The organism is Modestobacter sp. Leaf380 (assembly GCF_001424485.1).
Lineage (GTDB): Bacteria > Actinomycetota > Actinomycetes > Mycobacteriales > Geodermatophilaceae > Klenkia.
On the sequence record NZ_LMQC01000005.1, the window covers coordinates 65,038 to 82,446 of the forward strand.

The window sequence follows — 17,409 nt, forward strand, 5'->3', positions numbered from 1 at the left end:
TTGACCACGACCGCCGTGCGCGCCGAGCGCCACGTCACCACCCGCGAGGAGCGCAAGGTCCTCGCCGGCACCCTCGCCGGGACCACCATCGAGTGGTACGACTTCTTCATCTACGCCCAGGCGGCGACCCTGGTCCTCGCCCCGCTGTTCCTGGCGCCGGTCAGCGAGGACAACGCGGGCCTGGCCACCGTCATCTCGCTGGCCACCATCGGCATCAGCTTCCTGTTCCGGCCGCTGGGCGCGATCGTCGCCGGCCGCTACGGCGACCGGCTGGGCCGCAAGAAGATGCTGGTCTTCACCCTGCTGCTGATGGGCGGGTCGACCGCACTGATCGGCCTGCTGCCCACCTACGCCAGCATCGGGATCGCCGCACCGGTGGCGCTGATCGTGCTGCGCATCGTGCAGGGCTTCTCCGCGGGCGGTGAGTGGGGCGGTGCCGCGCTGATGGCCGTCGAGCACGCCCCGCGCGGCAAGCGCGGGCTCTTCGGCGCCTACCCCGGCGTCGGCGTCCCGCTGGGGCTGATCCTGGCCACCGGCGTGCTGCTGCTGATGACCTCGGTGACCACCGACGAGCAGTTCCTGTCCTGGGGCTGGCGGGTGCCGTTCCTGCTGTCCATCGTGCTCATCGGCGTGGGCTACCTGATCCGCCGCTCGGTCGAGGAGAGCCCGGTCTTCCGGGAGCTGCAGGAGCGCAAGAAGGAGTCCTCCGCCCCGCTGCGCGACCTGTTCCGCAGCAACACCAAGCAGGTGGTGCTGACCGCGCTGGTCTTCATCGCCAACAACGCCGCCGGCTACCTGGTGATCGCCTACTTCATCGGCTACGGCACCGGCACGCTGGGCATGGAGCGCGGCCCGGTGCTCACCGCGATCGTCGTCGCCTCGGTGGGCTGGCTGGTCTTCACCCTGTACGGCGGGGCGCTCAGCGACCGGATCGGCCGGGTGCGGACCTTCCAGATCGGCTACGCGCTGGTCTTCGTCTGGATGATCCCGATGTTCCTGCTCGTCGACACCGCCGACGTGTGGCTGTTCGGCCTGGGCGTGCTGGTGCTCACCGTCGGCCTGGGCCTGTCCTACGGCCCGATGTCGGCGATGTACGCCGAGATGTTCCCCGTCGCGGTGCGCTACTCGGGGGTGTCCATCGGCTACGCGCTGGGCGCCATCCTGGGCGGCGCGTTCGCCCCGGCGATCAGCGAGCTGCTGGTGCAGGAGACCGGCACCGGCATCTCGGTCGGGATCTACATGATGGTGCTGGCCGCGATCAGCTTCGGCGCCGTCAGCATGATCAAGGAGACCCGGGGCGCGGACCTCGGCGTCGACGCGCACTGAGTCCCACGGCACCGAGTCCAACGCACTGAGTCCAACGCACTGAGAGGGTGACCCGGTGACCGCCCCCGTGCCCCAGTCGCAGACCCTCGACCGGGGGCTGCGCATCCTGGAGCACCTGGGCGCCACCGGGTCACCCCGCCCGGTCATGGAGATCGCCCAGGCCGTCGACCTGCACCGCTCGATCACCTACCGGCTGCTGCGCACGCTGGAGGACCGCGGGTTCGTCGAACGGGACGCCGCCGGGCACTTCGGGCTGGGCCTGGCGGTCTCGCTGCTGGCCCGCGGCGTCCGGACCAGCCTGCAGGCCGCCGCCACCGCCCGGCTCACCCCGCTGGTCGAGCAGCTGGGCTGCACCGGGTTCCTCGTCGTCCGGGCCGGGGCGGACGCCGTCACCCTGACCAGCGTCGAACCCCGCGACGTGCCCAGCCACGTCACCCGCCGCCCCGGCACCCGGCACCCCGTCGGCCGCGGCGCCCCGGGCCTGGCCCTGCTCATGCCCGACCCGCCCGCCGACGACGACCGGCCCGCGCTGGTCACCGCCCGGGCGACCGGCTGGGCGGTCAGCGAGGGCGAGGTCATCCCCGGCGTCTTCTCCGTCTCCGCGCCGGTGCTCGGCCCCGACGGCACCGCCCGGGCCGCGGTCGCCGTCGTCTACACCGGCACCCGGGACGACGTCGAGGCCGTGGGTCGCGCCGTCGTCGGCACCGCGAGCGCGCTGGCCGCCGACCTGCCCTGACCCCCGGCCGCGGTGGCCGCCGGTGATCACCGGCGGCAGGATCGCCGCATGGACCTGCTGGAGCAGCACACCCGGGACGAGCGCCGCACCGAGGCCGAGGCCCGGCTCGACGAGCTGGCCGACGCCGGGGTGGTCGCCGTCGCGCTGCCGTGGGTGGACACCTCGGGCATCACCCGGGTGAAGACGGTGCCGCTGGCGAAGTTGCCCTCGGCGGCGGCCTGGGGCGTCGGCATGAGCCCGGTGTTCGACGGCTTCCTGCTCGACGACTCGATCATCGCCGGCCGGTTCGCGGGCTCCGCCACCGGCGACCTGCGGCTGCACCCGGACCTGTCCCGACTCACCGTGCTGGCCGGGCAGCCCGGCTGGGCGTGGGCACCGGTGGACCGCTACACCCAGGCCGGGACGCCGCACGTGCAGTGCTCGCGGTCGCTGCTGCGCCGCCTCGTCGCCTCCCTCGCCGAGGAGGGCCTCACCGTGCGGGGCGCCTTCGAGATCGAGTGGGTCGTGGCCCGCCCCGACGGCACGCCCGACGACGCCGACGCCTTCGCGCCCGCGCTCACCGGACCGGCCTACGGGATGACCCGGCTGGCCGAGGTCAGCGACTACGCCCGCGACCTGCTCGATGCGCTCGAGGCCCAGGGCGTCGACGTCGACCAGTTCCACCCCGAGTACGCCGGCGGCCAGCTCGAGGTGTCCGTCGCCGCCGAGGACCCGGTGGCCGCCGCCGACACCGCCCTCCTGGTGCGGAACACCATCACCGCCGTCTCCTCCCAGCACGGGCTGCGGGTGTCCTTCTCCCCCAAGGTCACCGCCGACGGCGTCGGCAACGGCGGCCACGTGCACCTCTCGCTGTGGCGCGACGGGCAGAACCTGATGGCCGGCGGCGAGGGGCCCCTCGGCCTCACCCGCGACGGCGAGGGCTTCGTCGCCGGGCTGCTCGACCACCTGCCCGCCCTCCTGGCCGTCGGTGCGCCCGCGGTGGCGTCCTACCTGCGGCTGGTGCCCTCGCACTGGGCCGGCGCGTTCGCCGCCTGGGGCCTGGAGAACCGGGAGGCCGCGATCCGCTTCGTCACCGGCCCCGAGGGCAACCGGCAGTCCGCGGCCAACGTCGAGGTCAAGTGCGTCGACCTGGCCGCCAACCCCTACCTGCTGATGGCCGCCTGCCTCGCCGTCGGCGCCGCCGGGGTGCGCGCCGGGTCCCGACTGCCCGACCCGGTCGCCGTCGACCCGGCGTCCCTCTCGGACGACGAGCGCCGGGACGCCGGCATCCGCCCCCTCCCCGCCACCCTGTCCGAGGCCGCCGAGGCCTTCGACGCCGACGAGGTGCTGGCGGCCGCGTTCGGTGAGGAGCTGCACGCGACCGTGGTCGACGTGCGCCGCGGCGAGGTCGCGCTCCTCGAGGAGCAGACGGCTGAGCAGGTCTGCCGCACGACCCGCTGGAAGCACTGACCCCCGGCCGAGCCCGCCCGCCCGCTCAGACCGCACGACCGCCCGCTGCGTCCTCCGTCCGAGACCCTGTTTGGGACGGCGGCGGTCGAGGTAATCTGTAGCCGTCGCTGGAGATCCGGCGACGAGGACCGCAGATCGACCCGCACTCCGGAGGTGTCTCACGATGCTCACCGCGTACGACCCGTTCGGCTCCGCCAGCCCGCTGTCCAGCGCGTTCCGCGCCCTGGACCAGCTGACCTCCCGAGCCGGCACCACCACCGCCCGCGCCCTGGCCGGGATGCCGATGGACGCCTACCGGGTGGGCGACCAGTTCGTCGCCCACTTCGACCTGCCCGGCGTGGACCCCGGCTCGATCGACCTGTCCATCGAGGGGACGACGCTGACGATCAGCGCCGAGCGCTCGGTGCCGCAGCTCGAGGGCGCCGAGTGGTCGGTGGCCGAGCGGCCGTTCGGCAGCTACACCCGCCAGCTGGTGCTCGGCCGCAGCCTGGACACCGACCGACTCGAGGCCAGCTACCACGACGGCGTGCTGACCGTGTCCATCCCGGTGGCCGAGAAGGCCAAGGCCCGCAAGATCACCGTCAGCCGGGCCGACACCCCGACCACCATCCAGGCCGCGGAGTCACCGCAGGCCGTGGAGAGCTGATCCACACCGCGAGGGGCGGGGCCGTCGGGTCCCGCCCCTCGCGCTGTCCCCCGGAGGACACGTGACCGACCCGCTGCAGCCCCTCGACGACCCGGACCGGCCCACGTACACCGCCGGCCAGGCCGCCGAGCTGCTCGGCGTCCAGATCGCCTTCCTCCGCAGCCTGGACACCGCCGGCGTCGTCGCCCCCGCCCGCTCCCCCGGCGGTCACCGCCGCTGGTCCCGCACCCAACTGCGCACCGTGGCCCGCTTCCGCGTCCTCCTGGACGACGGCCACCCCCTCAGCTCCGCCGAGCTCATCGTGTCCCTCCAGGACGACGTCGCCACCCTCCGCCACCGCCTGGACGCCCACCCCCCACCCACCTGACCCCTCCCCTCCCACCCTCCCTCCCTTCCTTCCTCCCTCCCTCCGTCCGCCCAGCCGGCGGTGATCATGGGGTTGTTGCCGTTCGACACCCCGCGAGCCGGCGTGTCGCTGACCAGGAGCCCATGATCAGCTGCGGGATGGCCTGGGCGGACAGGTGTCCACAGGGTGGGTGGGTGTCCACAGATGTGGTCGTGGCTCGTCGGCCGGCCTCGCTGGGCATCAGGTTGCTGGGCGTGGAACTCCTACCGGGCACCTACACGTGGGCGGGGGCCCGCGCCTCGGGCATGACGCGGCGGCAGATCGAGCGGGACGGCGTGCGGCTGGGGCGGGGTGTCTACCAGTCCCGCGCCGAGCCCGATGACCTGCCCACCCGTTGCCGGGCCTGGCTGCCGGTCCTGCCGGACGGGGCGGCGTTCGGGTTGCAGACGGCGGCAGCACTGCTCGGCGCCTTCGTGGACCCGCCGGCCGTGCCGCAGGCGGTGGTCCCGCCCGACCGACTGCTCCCGCACCGCAGCGGCCTCGTCGCCCTCCACCGGGACCTCCGGCCCGAGGACGTCGTCCAGGTCCACGGACTGCCGGTGACCGACGCAGCGCAGACGTTCCTCGACCTGGCGCGGAGCACCAGGCCCGACGAGCTCGTCGCCGTCGGGGACGCCCTGCTCCGCCTGGGCCACCTGACCCCCGAGGGGCTGCTCGCCCGACTGGAACGCGGTGCCGGACTCCGCGGCGTCGTCCGGGCACGGCGCTGCGCCCCGCGGCTGACCCCGCTGGCGCAGTCCCGTCCGGAGAGCCTGGTCCGCTGCTGGCTGCTCGACAGCCACCTGCCCGACCCCGAGCCGCAGCTGCCGGTGGTCAACCGCCGCGGCGTCGTCGTCACCCACGGCGACCTGGGCTGGGAGGAGTACCGCGTGCTCCTGGAGTACGAGGGCGGCGGCCACGCCACCGCCGAGAAGCTGGACACCGACGTCGACCGCCACTCGCTGGCCGCAGCCGACGGCTACCTGGTCCAACGCTTCGGCAGACGTCACCTGAGAAGACCAGCGGTGCTCGTCGACCGCGTGGAAGGCGCCCTCCGCAGCCGCGGTTGGCGCCCACCCCCACCCCGCCACCTCCGCTGATCATGGGGTTGTTGCCACTCGACGCGCCGAGTCAGGCGTGTCCGCTGGCAACAACCCCATGATCACCGACAGCCGAAGCCAGCCAGTCAGCCAGGTGGGTGGGTGGGTCAGAGGAGGGCGGGGGCTAGGAGGAGGGCGGTCGGGACCAGCAGGAGGGCGACCGCGCTCGCCAGGGCGGTGGGCCGCCCCCACGCGGGGAGCTCCGCGGGCGGGTCCAGCAGCCTGGTCACGCGCTGGGCGAGCGGGCCGCCGTTGACGGCGAGGGCGCCGTGCGGGGCACCGCCCTCGGCGGCGGCGACGATCGCCTCGGCCAGGGTGCGGCGGGGCGCCGGAGAGGTGAGCTCGCGGAGGGCGACGTCGTCGGCACGCATCTCGACCAGGTCCCGGACGGCGTCGTGCGCCCGGTCGGCGGCGGGGAGCACCGGCAGCGCGGCGCGCCAGGCGACGAAGGGCAGCAGCAGCAGGTGGTGCCGCTCGCGCAGGTGGGCCCGCTCGTGGGCGACGACGGCGGCCAGCTGGTCGGCGTCGAGCTCGGAGACCATGCCGGAGGACAGCACCAGCAGCGGGCGGGCGCCGGGGATGCAGAACGCGGCGGGCACCGGGGAGTCCAGCACCCGGGCCTCGACGTCGGTGGCCGGGCCGACCAGCAGCTCCAGCAGCTCGCGGTGCCGGGCGCGGGTGCGGGCGGTGCGCACCAGCGACAGCAGCAGCACACCCAGCAGCTCCAGGGCCAGGACGGCGGCGAGGGTCTGGGCGACCCAGTGGTCCCCGCGGACCATCTCCTCGGCGGGCCGTCGGCTGACCCAGTGCCACCAGGCCTCGGGCAGCGAGTGCCCCCACGGCGAGAGCCCGTGCACCAGCAGCGCGCCGATGATCGACAGCCCGCCGGCCAGGCCGACCGCCTGCCAGCAGACCAGCGCGGCGAGCGGGTCTTGCCGGGTCCACCGTGCGCGGGCCAGGGCCGCCGGGACCGGCCACGCCAGCAGGGCAGCGAGCACCCCGAGGCAGACGGCGGTCAGCGGCAGCACGGCGTGCGGCTCAGTCGCTGTCGGCGAGCAGGGCCCGGAGCATCGCGGCCTCCCCGGCGGTGGCCGAGCCGATGAAGCGGGCCAGCACGGCCTGCCGGTCGGCGGCCTGGCCGAGCACCTCGTGCATGAGCTCGGCGGCGTGCTCCTCGCGGGTGGCGACGGCGGCGAACCGGCGCGGCCGGGCGTCGTCGTGACGGACGAAGCCCTTGGACTCCAGCCGGGTCAGCACGGTGTGCACGGTGGTCAGGGCCAGGCCCCGGTCGGCCAGCTCGTCGCGCAGCACGGTGGCCGCGACGGGGCCGTCGGCCGCCCACAGCCGGTCCATCACGGCCCGTTCCAACTCACCCAGTGACGCCATCGCTCCCCCTGCTCCGCTCTGTCTCGCGACTCACTTCTACAGATCGTAGAAAAGATGTTCTACCTGGCGTAGAAAGGAGTCGACCGATCGTACGACAGGCAGAGGGGCCACACGGTGGACGTGCTCGAGATCGCTCGCTGGCAGTTCGGCATCACGACCGTCTACCACTTCCTGATGGTCCCGCTGACCATCGGACTGGGGCTGCTGGTCGCCGTCATGCACACGATGTGGGTGCGCACCGGCAAGGCCGAGTGGCTGCGGATGACCCGCTTCTGGGGCCGCATCTACCTGATCAACTTCGTCCTGGGCGTGGCCACCGGGCTGGTCCAGGAGTTCCAGTTCGGGCTGGCCTGGAGCTCCTACTCGCGCTTCGTCGGCGACGTCTTCGGCTCGGTGCTGGCCCTGGAGGCGCTGCTGGCGTTCTTCCTGGAGTCCACGTTCCTGGGGCTGTGGATCTTCGGCTGGGGCCGCATCCCCAAGAAGCTGCACCTGGCCTCGCTGTGGGCGGCGGTCGTCGGCTCGGTGATCAGCGCGTACTTCATCATCGCGGCCAACTCCTGGATGCAGCACCCGGTCGGCGTCGTGCTGGACACCTCCAGCGGCGAGCCCCGCGCCCGGCAGGTCGACTTCCTCGCCGTCCTGACCAACAACACCGCGCTGGCCGCCTTCAGCCACGCGATCGTCGCCTCGCTGATGGTCGCCGGCGGGCTGCTGGTGGGCATCGGCCTGTGGCACCTGCGCAAGCGGGCGCTGGCCGGCCGGTCGACCGAGGAGGTCGACCACCAGGTGTGGCGCCGCTCGGTGCGGGTCGGTGGCTACGTCTCGCTGGCCGCGTTCGCACTCGTCGCCCTCACCGGTGACTGGCAGGGCAAGCTGATGTACCAGCAGCAGCCGCTGAAGATGAGCTCGGCCGAGGCGCTGTGCGAGACCGAGGCCCCGGCGTCCTTCTCGATCTTCGCCTTCAACAAGCTGGGCTCCAACGAGTGCGACGACGTGCACTCCTTCACCGTCCCCTACATCCTCAGCTTCCTGGCGCACAGCGACTTCTCCTCCCCCGTCCCCGGGGTGAACGACCTGCAGGAGCAGTACGCCGAGGCCTACGGCGCGACCTACCCCGACGACCCGAGCTTCGGCGACAAGGCCGGCGAGCCGATCGACTACACGCCTGTCCTGGCCGTCACCTACTGGGGATTCCGGCTGATGATCGGCATGGGCGCGGTGTCCGCCGGCGTCGCGGCCTACGCCCTGTGGGCCACCCGCCGCGGCCGGGTCCCGACGTCGACGGTCGGCGTCTACGGCTCGCTGCTGGCCGTCGGTGCCCCGTTCGTCGGCAACGCCGCGGGCTGGATCTTCACCGAGATGGGCCGCCAGCCCTTCGTCGTCTACCCGAACCCCGACGTGCCCCGCGCCGACCAGGTGTACTTCTTCACCGCCCAGGCGGTCTCCCCCGGCATCTCCGCCGCCGAGGTGTGGACGTCGCTGATCAGCCTCGGCGTCCTCTACGGCGTGCTCGCGGTCATCGAGTTCGGCCTGATCGTCCGGTTCGCCCGGGCGGGCGTCACCGAGGGCGACACGACGCCGACCCCGGGCATCGGCGGCGGCAGCAGCCACCGGGACGGCGACGAGCCACCACGTGCTGACGACGACGCCAGCGACGACGTCCTCCAGTTCGCGTACTGAGGAGCGAGAGACATGGACCTGCAGACCCTCTGGTTCGTCGCCGTCGCGGTGCTCTGGACCGGCTTCCTGCTGCTGGAGGGCTTCGACTTCGGCGTCGCCGCCCTGCTCCCGGTGCTGGGCCGCAAGCCCGCCGACCGGCACCTGATGCTGCGCACCATCGGCCCGCTGTGGGACGGCAACGAGGTGTGGCTGGTGACGGCGGTCGGGGCGACGTTCGCCGCCTTCCCCGGCTGGTACGCCACCTGGCTGCCGGCGATGTACCTGCCGTTCGTGCTGGTGCTGGTCGGGCTGATCGTGCGGGCGGTGGCCTTCGAGTGGCGGCACTCCAGCCACGACGAGCGCTGGGACGCCACCTGGACCCGGGTGATCACCACCGGCTCGCTGATCGCCTCGGCCGGGCTGGGTGCCGCGCTGGGCGCCACGACGCTGGGCCTGCCGATCGGTGCGGACGGCGTCCGGGTGGGCGGGGCGTTCTCCGGCTGGTCGTGGCCGGCGCTGCTGGGCGCGGTCGCGGTGCTGGCCTGGTCCACGGTGCACGGGGCGGTGTTCCTGTCGCTGAAGACCGACGGCGAGCTGCGGCACCGGGCGCGGGCGTTCGCGCTGCGCCTCGTGCCGGTGGCCGCGCTGCCGGTGCTGGCCTGGGCCGCGCTGGTGTGGCTGCGCTCGGGCACGGTGGTGACGGCGGTGACGCTGCTGGTCGCCGCGGGCGCGGTCGTCGTCACCTGGGCGCGGCTGGCCGCGGGCCGCGAGGGCCAGGCGTTCACCGCGTGGGCGATGGTGCTGCTGGCCTCGATGGCCACCGTGTTCGGCTCGGCGTTCCCGGTGGTGCTGCCCTCGACCATCGACCCGGCGTTCGACGTGCTGGTCTCGACGGCCTCGGTCAGCGACTACACGCTGACGGTGATGACCTGGGTGGCGGCGTTCGGGCTGCCGGTGGTGCTGGGCTACCAGGCGTGGACCTACTGGGTGTTCCGCCAGCGCCTGGTGGCCGAGCCGGTCCACGAGGAGCCGGCGGACGAGGAGGAGGTGCCCGCGTGAGCCGGGGCCCGCTCGGTCCGCTGGACGGCGTCCCCGGGGTGCGCGGGGCGCTCGTCCGGGCGGCGGTGGCCGCGGTGCTGCAGACCGTGGGCCTGGTGCTGCTGTCGGTGGGCCTGGCCCACGCCGTCGCCCGCGTCGTGGACGGCGACGCCCCCTGGTCCGCGCTGGGCCTGGCCGCGGTGGGTGCGGCGGTGAGGGCGGTCGCGGGGTCGGTCGGCGAGGTGCTGGCCGCCCGGGACGCCCGGCGCAGCGAGGACGCCCTGCGCACCGCCCTGCTGGACCGGCTGGCCTCCTCCCCCGCCGCCGTCGAGGCCGCGGGCGGGCCCGGCCCGGCGGCGGTGCTGGCCACCACCCGGCTGCACGACCTGGGCCCCTCGCTGGCGACCTACCTGCCGGCGCTGGCGCAGACCCTCGTCGTCCCGCCGGTGCTGCTGCTGGTGCTGGCCGGCACCGACCTGCTGTCCGCGGTGCTGGTCGCGGTGACCCTGCCGCTGGTGCCGGTGTTCATGGTGCTGGTCGGGAAGTACACCGCGGACCAGACGTCGGCCGCGGCCCGCGCGCTGGACCGGATCGCCGGCCACGTCGCCGAGCTGGTCCGGGGGCTGCCGGTGCTCACCGGGCTGGGCCGGGCCGCGGACCAGGCGGCGGCACTGTCCACCCTGGGCGCCCGGCACCGGAGCACCACGATGGCCACGCTGCGGCTGGCGTTCCTGTCCTCCCTGGTGCTCGAGCTGATCGCCACGCTGTCGGTCGCGCTGGTCGCGGTGACCGTGGGGCTGCGGCTGCTGGAGGGCCACCTGGCCCTCGCGGTCGGGCTGACCGCGCTGCTGCTCGCGCCGGAGGCCTTCGCGCCGCTGCGCGCGCTGGGCTCGGCCTTCCACGCCAACTCCGACGCCGGGTTGGCCGCAGCCGAGGCGCGGGCCGTGCTGGCCGTCCCGGCAGGGACCGACCGCAGCCGGGGGGACGACGACGCGGCGCTCGTCCTCACCGACCTGTCCGTCGCGTACCCCGGCCGCTCGGTGCCCGCGCTCCCCGCGACGTCGCTGACCGTGCGGCCCGGTGAGCTGGTGGCGTTGACCGGGCCGTCGGGGTCGGGCAAGTCGACGCTGCTGGCCGCGGTGGCCGGCGCGCTCCCGCCCGTGGCCGAGGTGACCGGCACGGTCACCGGCGTCCCCGCGGCGTTGGCGTATGCCCCGCAGCACCCGCGCACCGTCGGCGACACGGTGGCCGAGGAGCTGCGCCGGCACGCCGGCATCGACCCGGCCGACCCGCTGGACGCGATCGTCGTCGAGGGCCTGGTCGTGGACGCGCTGGCCCGGGTCGGCGCCGGTGCGCTGGCCGGACGGCGCTGCACCGCGCTGTCGCCGGGCGAGCTGCAGCGGGTCGCCGTCGCGCGGGCGCTGCTGCGGGTCGCCCGCGGGGCGTCGCTGCTGCTGCTCGACGAGCCGACCGCCCACCTGGACGCCGCCGCCGCCGCCCTGGTGGCCGAGGCCCTGCAGTCGCTGCGCGGGGCGGTGACGGTCGTCGTCGTCACGCACGACCCGGCGCTGGCGGCCCTGGCCGACTGCACGGTGGCCCTGCCCGGGACCACGGCCCCGGTGGTCGCCCCCTCCACCCGACCCGTGCCCGTCCCTGTCGCCGCCCCCGAGGCGGCCGCGACCGGCGAGCCGGGCACCGGGGCAGCGACCGAGGGCCTGACCTGGCCGCGCCGGTCGCTGGTCCGGGCCGTCGTCGCCGGCACGCTGACCGCGGGGTCCGGTGTCGCGCTGACCGGGCTGTCCGGCTGGCTGATCGTGCGGGCCTCCGAGCTGCCACCGGTGCTGACCCTGCTGACGATCATCGTGGGGGTGCGCGCGTTCGGGCTGAGCCGGGCGCTGCTGCGGTGGTGGGAGCGGATGACGGCGCACGACGCGGCCCTGCGGCTGGCCGAGTCCACCCGGGTCCGGGTGTGGCAGGCGCTGGCCCGGCAGGGCATCGCCGCCGAGCGGACGCCGGGCTCGGCGCTGGGCCGGGTGGTCGGTGACGTCGGCGCGCTGCAGGACCTGTCGGTGCGGGTGCTCACCCCGCCCCTGGTCGCCGGGGCCACCGTCCTGCTCACCGCCGGCGCGCTGGCGTTCCTGTCCCCCACCGCAGCGGCCGGGGTGCTCGGCGTGCTGGCACTGGTGGTCGCCGCCGTCGTCGCCCTGCACCGCCGGGTGGACGCCGGGCTGGCCCGGGACGAGGCCGCGCTGCGGGTCGCCACGCTGCGGGAGACCGCGACGCTGCTCGACGGCATCGCGGACCTGCGGGTGCACGGCGTCGCCGCGGGCGCGGTGGCCGACGTGCGCGCGCTGGCCGGTCGGCAGGGCGTCGCCTCCGGGCTGGGCACCCGCGCCGGGGCCTGGAGCAGCGCGATCGTCACGCTGGGCACCGGGCTGGCCGCCGTCGTCGGCGCCGCGCTGGCGTGGACCGGTGGGCTCTCCGGCCCGGCGGTGGCCGTCGTCGCGCTGGCCCCGCTGGCGCTGGCCGAGCCGCTCACCGGCCTGGTCGGCTCGTTGCAGCGGCGGGGCGCCTGGGCCGACGCGCGCGGCCGGGTCGAGGCCGTGCTGGCCGCCCCGGTCGCCGCCGACCCGGTGCACCCGACGCCGGTGCCGAGGCCGGTGGCGACGCTGCGCACCACCGGCCTGGTCGCCGGCTGGCCCGGCGGCCCCGACGTGCTGCACGGCCTGGACCTCACCGCCGACCGGGACGGCTGGGTGGTGGTCCGCGGCCCCTCGGGCAGCGGCAAGTCGACGCTGCTGGCGGTGCTGCTGGCCGCGCTGCGACCGCGCGCCGGTGCCTGCTCCGTGGGAGGCGTCGACTCGACCCGGGTCACCGGGGCCGACCTGCGGACGGCGTTCGCCTGGCTCCCGCAGGAGTCGCACGTGTTCGCCTCCTCGATCCGGGCGAACCTGGCGCTGGCCGGCCCGCGCGGGACGATCACCGACGAGGCCGCACACGCGGCCCTGGCCGCGGTCGGGCTCGGGCCGCTGGTCGCCGGCCTGCCCGAGGGCCTGGACACCCCGGTCGGCTCCGGCGGGACGGCGCTGTCCGGCGGCGAGCGCCGGCGGCTGGCCGCGGCGCGGGCCCTGCTGGCCGACCGGGACGTGGTGCTGCTGGACGAGCCGACCGCTCACCTGGACCCGCCGACGGCCCGGGCGCTGGTGGCCGACCTGCGCCGGGTGCTCGCCGGTCGGGTGGTGGTGTGCGTGACGCACGACGACGCGGTGGCCGCCGAGGGCGACACCGTGGTGGCCCTGGACGAGCGGTCGATGGCGCTGGCCGGCCAGGGCGGGTGGGGCCCGCCGTCACCGGGGTGGGGGGCACCCGGTGACGGCGGAGCTGTGGGGGCGGGCGGCGCTGGGCGGTCGCCGAGCAGCGGACCTCAGCGGGTCCCGCGGTAGTGCACGACGGTGTTCGGGCCGCGGTGCCGGGCGGCGTCCAGGCAGAGCACGGCGCGCCGCTCGGCCTCGTGCGCGGTCATCCCGGTCTCCAGGGTGACCACCCCGGCGCAGGCGTGGATGCCGGTGACGGCCCCGGTGACGACACCGGCCAGCCGGGCGGCGAGCACGTCGGCGTCGGCCGGGGCACCGTCGGCGAGGACGGCGAACTCGGTGTGGTCCTCCCGGGCCAGCCAGTCGTCGCCGCGGAGCGCACCGGCCAGCAGCGCGGTGACGGTGGTGATGGCCGAACCGGCCAGCGGCCAGCCGGTGTCCCGGCGGAGCAGGCCGACGACGACGAGGGCGCCGGGCCGAGTGCCGGCCTCGAGCAGCCGCGCGGTCAGGCGGGCGTGCAGCTCGGTCGGACCGGGCAGCAGGCCCGTGTCGAGGGTGGCGGGGACCGTCGTCGCGGTCTCCGTGAGGAGGGAGGTCATGCAGCGGTTGTCGGCTCGCGCCGCCTGGTCCTCGCGCCTGACCGTCCCGCCCACCCCCAACGGGGTGGTCGGGGCGGTCCTCCGGTGGCGGGCCCGGCGCCCCTGTGTCTGTCGGACCCTCCTGTCACAGTCCGGGCATGACCTTCACCGGACACGTGTTCCTGGGGCTCAGCGTCGACGGCTTCATCGCCCGCCCGGACGACGACCTGGGCTGGCTGGAGTCCCGGGGCGCCGAGGCCGGTGACGCCGGGTTCACCCCGTTCGTCGCCTCGGTCGACGCCCTGCTGATGGGCCGCGGCACGTACCGGGTCATCGCGCCGTCCGACGGGTGGCCCTACCAGGGCAGGCCGGTGCACGTGCTCAGCTCGACGCTGGCGGCAGATGCCGACCCGCGGGTCACCGTGCACCGCACCCTGGACGACGCGGTCGCCGCGCTGGAGGCCGCCGGGTACGGCCGGGTGTACCTGGACGGCGGCCGGCTGGTGCGCTCGATGCTGGCCCGCGGCCGGGTGCAGACCCTGACGCTGAGCCGGGTCCCGGTGCTGATCGGTGAGGGCCACACCCTCTTCGGTCCACTGCCCGGGGACGTCGACCTGGAGCACGTGGAGACCACGGTGCTGGGCGGCGGGATGGTGCAGACGACGTACCGGGTCCGGGAACAGGGGCCCGCGACCGGCGATTACGACGGGCATGGACGTCTTCCTCACCGGTGGCACCGGACTCGTCGGCTCCTCCGTGCTCGCGGCCCTGCTGGCCGACGGGCACACCGTCCGGGCGCTGGCGCGCAGTGACTCCAGCGCCGCGGCCGTCGAGGCGGCCGGCGCGACGGCGGTGCGCGGCGACCTGACCGACACCGACCTGCTGGCCCGCGAGGCCGTGGCCGCCGAGGGCATCGTGCACACCGCCTCTCCCGGCGACGAGACCAGCGCCCGGGTCGACAGCGACCTGCTCGACGCCGTGCTGGGCGCCATCGCCGACAGCGGCAAGCCCTACGTGCACACCGGCGGGGTCTGGGTGCACGGCTCCGGCCAGGTCGACGAGGACACCCCGGTCGACGCCCCGGACCTCACCGCCTGGCGCGGGCCGCTGGACGAGCGCGTCGTCTCCGCCCGGGACGGCGTCCGCTCCGTGCTGGTCGAGCCGGGCATCGTCTACGCCGAGTCCGACGGCGGGGTCGCCGGGATCACCGCGATGCTGCTGTCGGGCCCCACCGACGAGGCGGGCGCGGTCCAGCTGCCCGGCAGCGGCGAGCAGCACTGGACCACGGTGCACGCCGCCGACCTGGGCCGCCTCTACGCCCTGGCGCTCACCCACGCCCCTGCCGGCAGCCGCTACCTGGGTGTCTCCGGGCAGAACCCGACGGTCGCGGAGATCGCCGAGGCCGCGGGCGTGCGGGCCGTCGGCACCTCGCCGGAGTCCACCCTGGAGCGGCTGGGTGCCTTTGGTGGCGCGCTGCTGCTGGACCAGCAGGCCACCGGCGAGAAGGCCCGCCGCGAGCTGGGCTGGACGCCGGTCGAGCCGTCCCTGGTCGAGGTCGTCGCCGCGACCCGCTGAACCGGGCGGCCGCGACCTCAGGCGGCCGGCACGTCCACGGCGACCTCGGGGCCCAGCCGGGCGTCGACCAGCTCCAGCCGGTCGCCGGACCAGAAGCTGCCCGGGTCGTAGGAGTTCAGCGGCTGGTCGTCGGGCAGCAGGCCCATCGCGGTGTAGGTCGCGGCGACCAGCTCGGCGCAGAACACGGTCTCGGCCGACGTCCGGCGCTGGACCAGTCCGCTGGCCCAGCCCCGGGCCAGCCGGAACGTGGTGGGGAACGGCCGACCGTCCAGGCGGGCGATGGTGGTCATCACCGCGTCCTCCATCGCCGGGGTGACGCCGCCGTCATCGGCCGGGCCGACCAGCTGCCGCAGCCAGGCCCGCTGTCCGTAGCGCTGCCGCCAGACGGTGACGGCGTCCCGCAGGTCGTGCAGCTGCACACCGCGCTGGTGGGTCCCGGTCCAGGCGTCGGGCAGCGACTTGCCGAGCTCGGCGTGCCACAGCAGCGGCGGCATGTCGTCCAGGACGACGGCCATCCCGACGTGGTTGACCGGGGAGTTGGTCAGCGTCTGGATCGCCCGGTCGGCGACCGAGGCGCCGCGGAACAGCCACACGTCGCCGGTGCGGGTCAGGTCGACCGCGGCGTCCAGGGACAGCGGGACCGGGCGGGGTGGACGGCTCACCAGCGGGGACACGCCGCCACGCTAGGACACGGGGTCAGGCAACCGGCGTCAGGAGACCAGGGACGCCTGCACCGGGTGCCGGACCGCGGACCACAGCTCGTCGAGGGAGAGGCCCACGACGTCGGCGACGGCCGCGACCGTGGTGAAGGCCGGGGTGGCCACCCGCCCGGACTCGATCTTGCGCAGCGTCTCCGGTGACACCCCGGCGGCCAGCGCCGTCTCCAGCAGCGGGCGGTCGCCCCGGGCCCGGCGGAGGGCGGCGCCCATCCGGCGACCGCGCTCGATCTCGGCGGGGGTGAGCGGCAACCTGACCATGCACGGGATTCTAGTACCGGGATAGGCTGGCCGGGATAGTCGTCCCAGAAGGAGTCACGTTGATCGAGATCATGTCGCCCAGCCAGGTGGCCCGTGCCCGGGACACCGGCGCCCTGGTGGCCGACGTCCTGCAGGCCGCGCGCGAGCGCGCCACCGTGGGCACCAACCTGCTCGAGATCGACACCTGGGCCGAGGAGATGATCCTGGGCGCCGGGGCCACCTCCTGCTACGTCGACTACGCGCCGTCCTTCGGGCGTGGGCCGTTCGGCCACTACATCTGCACCTCGGTCAACGACGGCGTCCTGCACGGCCTGCCGCGCGACTACGCCCTGGCCGACGGCGACCTGCTCACCCTGGACCTGGCCGTCGTGCTGGGCGGGGTGGCCGCGGACTCCGCGATCAGCTTCCTGGTGGGTCAGTCCCGGCCGGCGGAGAGCGTGGCGCTGATCGAGGTCACCGAGCGCGCACTGGCCGCGGCGATCGACACCGCCGGCCCCGGCGTCCGGCTGGGCGACATCTCGGCCACGATCGGCTCGGTGCTCACCGGCGCCGGCTACCCGGTGAACACCGAGTTCGGCGGGCACGGCATCGGCTCGACCATGCACCAGGACCCGCACGTGCCCAACGCCGGCCGCGCCGGCAAGGGCCCCAAGCTGCGCCCGGGCCTGATGCTGGCGATCGAGCCGTGGGTCATGGTCGACACCGACGAGCTGGTCACCGACGAGGACGGCTGGACGCTGCGCAGCGCCACCGGCTGCCGGACGGCGCACAGCGAGCACACGATCGCCGTCACCGAGGACGGCGTCGAGGTCCTCACCCTGCCCTCGAAGCGCTGAGCCCCCCCCCAGCGCTGAGCCCTGAGAGCGCTGAGCCGACGCCCCGCTAGGTTGCCGGGCATGCGTCGGGACACGGTGGGGAAGCTGCTCGGGCTGGCCGGGATCGCCGGGGTCGCGGCGACCGGGGTGGTGCTGGCCCGCGACGAGCGGCAGCGGCGCGCCTACTCCCCGGAGGACGTGCGGTCCCGGCTGCACGCCCGCGCGGAGGCCGCCGCCGCGACGCCGGTCGTCGTCCCGGAGCCCGAGCCGGCCCCGGAGAACCGGGTCCAGCGGCTGGTGCGCCGGCTGCGCGGCTGACAGTGAGGATGGGGGCGGCGTCATCGGGGGTCGTCTGACCCGGTGTGCTGACCGACGCGGTTGCTGTCTTGGCTGAGATCTGTCGGCGGCTCTCGGTGGCGCTGTTG

At 75.2% G+C, this 17,409-nt stretch carries 18 protein-coding genes; 13 read left to right on the forward strand and 5 right to left on the reverse strand.

All coding sequences use genetic code 11. The features are described from left to right. The 6 genes from ASG41_RS05760 to ASG41_RS05785 all read left to right on the forward strand — a co-directional run bounded on the left by ASG41_RS05760 (position 1) and on the right by ASG41_RS05785 (position 5,642). Complete coding sequence (locus ASG41_RS05760; RefSeq protein ID WP_056291203.1) at positions 1–1,326, forward strand: MFS transporter; 1,326 nt, start codon at positions 1–3, stop codon at positions 1,324–1,326. A 55-nt stretch (positions 1,327–1,381) separates the two neighbouring features. Then, positions 1,382–2,062: an IclR family transcriptional regulator gene (locus ASG41_RS05765; protein WP_056291205.1), complete on the forward strand. Its 681-nt coding sequence runs from the start codon at positions 1,382–1,384 to the stop codon at positions 2,060–2,062. Between the two features lie 48 nt (positions 2,063–2,110). Continuing rightward, complete coding sequence (locus tag ASG41_RS05770; RefSeq protein WP_056291208.1) at positions 2,111–3,511, forward strand: glutamine synthetase family protein; 1,401 nt, start codon at positions 2,111–2,113, stop codon at positions 3,509–3,511. A gap of 163 nt (positions 3,512–3,674) precedes the next feature. Continuing rightward, the gene (locus ASG41_RS05775; protein WP_056291215.1) at positions 3,675–4,157 is read left to right on the forward strand and encodes an Hsp20/alpha crystallin family protein; all 483 of its coding nucleotides are present in this window, start codon (positions 3,675–3,677) and stop codon (positions 4,155–4,157) included. A gap of 61 nt (positions 4,158–4,218) precedes the next feature. Then, positions 4,219–4,524 (forward strand): MerR family transcriptional regulator, encoded by a 306-nt coding sequence (locus tag ASG41_RS05780; protein ID WP_082556620.1) that lies wholly within the window; start codon positions 4,219–4,221, stop codon positions 4,522–4,524. Positions 4,525–4,697: 173 nt separating this feature from the next. Then, positions 4,698–5,642 (forward strand): hypothetical protein, encoded by a 945-nt coding sequence (locus ASG41_RS05785; protein WP_235564528.1) that lies wholly within the window; start codon positions 4,698–4,700, stop codon positions 5,640–5,642. Positions 5,643–5,749: 107 nt separating this feature from the next. Here the strand turns inward: ASG41_RS05785 and ASG41_RS05790 are convergent, their stop codons facing one another. Further along, entirely contained in the window at positions 5,750–6,670 is a 921-nt protein-coding gene (locus ASG41_RS05790; protein ID WP_056291219.1) for a M56 family metallopeptidase, read from the reverse strand. Between the two features lie 10 nt (positions 6,671–6,680). After that, the gene (locus tag ASG41_RS05795; RefSeq protein ID WP_056291221.1) at positions 6,681–7,028 is read right to left on the reverse strand and encodes a BlaI/MecI/CopY family transcriptional regulator; all 348 of its coding nucleotides are present in this window, start codon (positions 7,026–7,028) and stop codon (positions 6,681–6,683) included. 120 nt (positions 7,029–7,148) lie between these two features. Here ASG41_RS05795 and ASG41_RS05800 point away from each other — a divergent pair, with 120 nt between their 5' ends. From ASG41_RS05800 to cydC, 3 genes are read left to right on the forward strand one after another with little or no spacing between them, the layout of a single operon-like run. Continuing rightward, positions 7,149–8,708: a cytochrome ubiquinol oxidase subunit I gene (locus ASG41_RS05800; RefSeq protein WP_235564530.1), complete on the forward strand. Its 1,560-nt coding sequence runs from the start codon at positions 7,149–7,151 to the stop codon at positions 8,706–8,708. Positions 8,709–8,720: 12 nt separating this feature from the next. Further along, on the forward strand, positions 8,721–9,746 hold the full coding sequence (gene cydB / locus ASG41_RS05805) for a cytochrome d ubiquinol oxidase subunit II (protein ID WP_056291223.1): 1,026 nt from the start codon (positions 8,721–8,723) through the stop codon (positions 9,744–9,746). Next, positions 9,743–13,168 carry a thiol reductant ABC exporter subunit CydC gene (gene cydC, locus ASG41_RS05810; protein ID WP_082556623.1) on the forward strand — a complete coding sequence of 1,142 codons (3,426 nt, stop codon included), beginning with the start codon at positions 9,743–9,745 and terminating at the stop codon, positions 13,166–13,168. The genes cydB and cydC overlap by 4 nt, the downstream gene beginning before the upstream one ends. Here the strand turns inward: cydC and ASG41_RS05815 are convergent. Continuing rightward, positions 13,150–13,638 carry a hypothetical protein gene (locus tag ASG41_RS05815; protein WP_157519074.1) on the reverse strand — a complete coding sequence of 163 codons (489 nt, stop codon included), beginning with the start codon at positions 13,636–13,638 and terminating at the stop codon, positions 13,150–13,152. The two genes, cydC and ASG41_RS05815, sit on opposite strands and share 19 nt — an antisense overlap. Before the next feature lie 137 nt (positions 13,639–13,775). Between ASG41_RS05815 and ASG41_RS05820 the strand changes: the two genes are divergently transcribed. Together ASG41_RS05820 and ASG41_RS05825 are read left to right on the forward strand one after the other, a co-directional pair. Continuing rightward, a complete protein-coding gene (locus tag ASG41_RS05820; RefSeq protein ID WP_082556624.1) occupies positions 13,776–14,429 on the forward strand; it encodes a dihydrofolate reductase family protein in 654 nt (217 codons plus the stop codon). Continuing rightward, positions 14,329–15,192, forward strand: a complete 864-nt coding sequence (locus ASG41_RS05825; protein WP_056291227.1) for an NAD-dependent epimerase/dehydratase family protein — start codon at positions 14,329–14,331, stop codon at positions 15,190–15,192. Before ASG41_RS05820 ends, ASG41_RS05825 begins: the two co-directional genes overlap by 101 nt. A gap of 17 nt (positions 15,193–15,209) precedes the next feature. Here the strand turns inward: ASG41_RS05825 and ASG41_RS05830 are convergent, their stop codons facing one another. Together ASG41_RS05830 and ASG41_RS05835 are read right to left on the reverse strand one after the other, a co-directional pair. After that, positions 15,210–15,866, reverse strand: a complete 657-nt coding sequence (locus ASG41_RS05830; protein WP_235564531.1) for a hypothetical protein — start codon at positions 15,864–15,866, stop codon at positions 15,210–15,212. A 36-nt stretch (positions 15,867–15,902) separates the two neighbouring features. After that, positions 15,903–16,169, reverse strand: a complete 267-nt coding sequence (locus ASG41_RS05835) for a helix-turn-helix transcriptional regulator (RefSeq protein ID WP_056291229.1) — start codon at positions 16,167–16,169, stop codon at positions 15,903–15,905. Positions 16,170–16,228: 59 nt separating this feature from the next. Between ASG41_RS05835 and map the strand changes: the two genes are divergently transcribed. Both map and ASG41_RS05845 read left to right on the forward strand, forming a co-directional pair. Then, positions 16,229–17,005, forward strand: coding sequence for a type I methionyl aminopeptidase (map, locus tag ASG41_RS05840; RefSeq protein ID WP_056291231.1), 777 nt, complete (start codon positions 16,229–16,231; stop codon positions 17,003–17,005). A gap of 60 nt (positions 17,006–17,065) precedes the next feature. Next, entirely contained in the window at positions 17,066–17,302 is a 237-nt protein-coding gene (locus tag ASG41_RS05845; RefSeq protein ID WP_056291233.1) for a hypothetical protein, read from the forward strand. Positions 17,303–17,409: the final 107 nt, after the last annotated feature.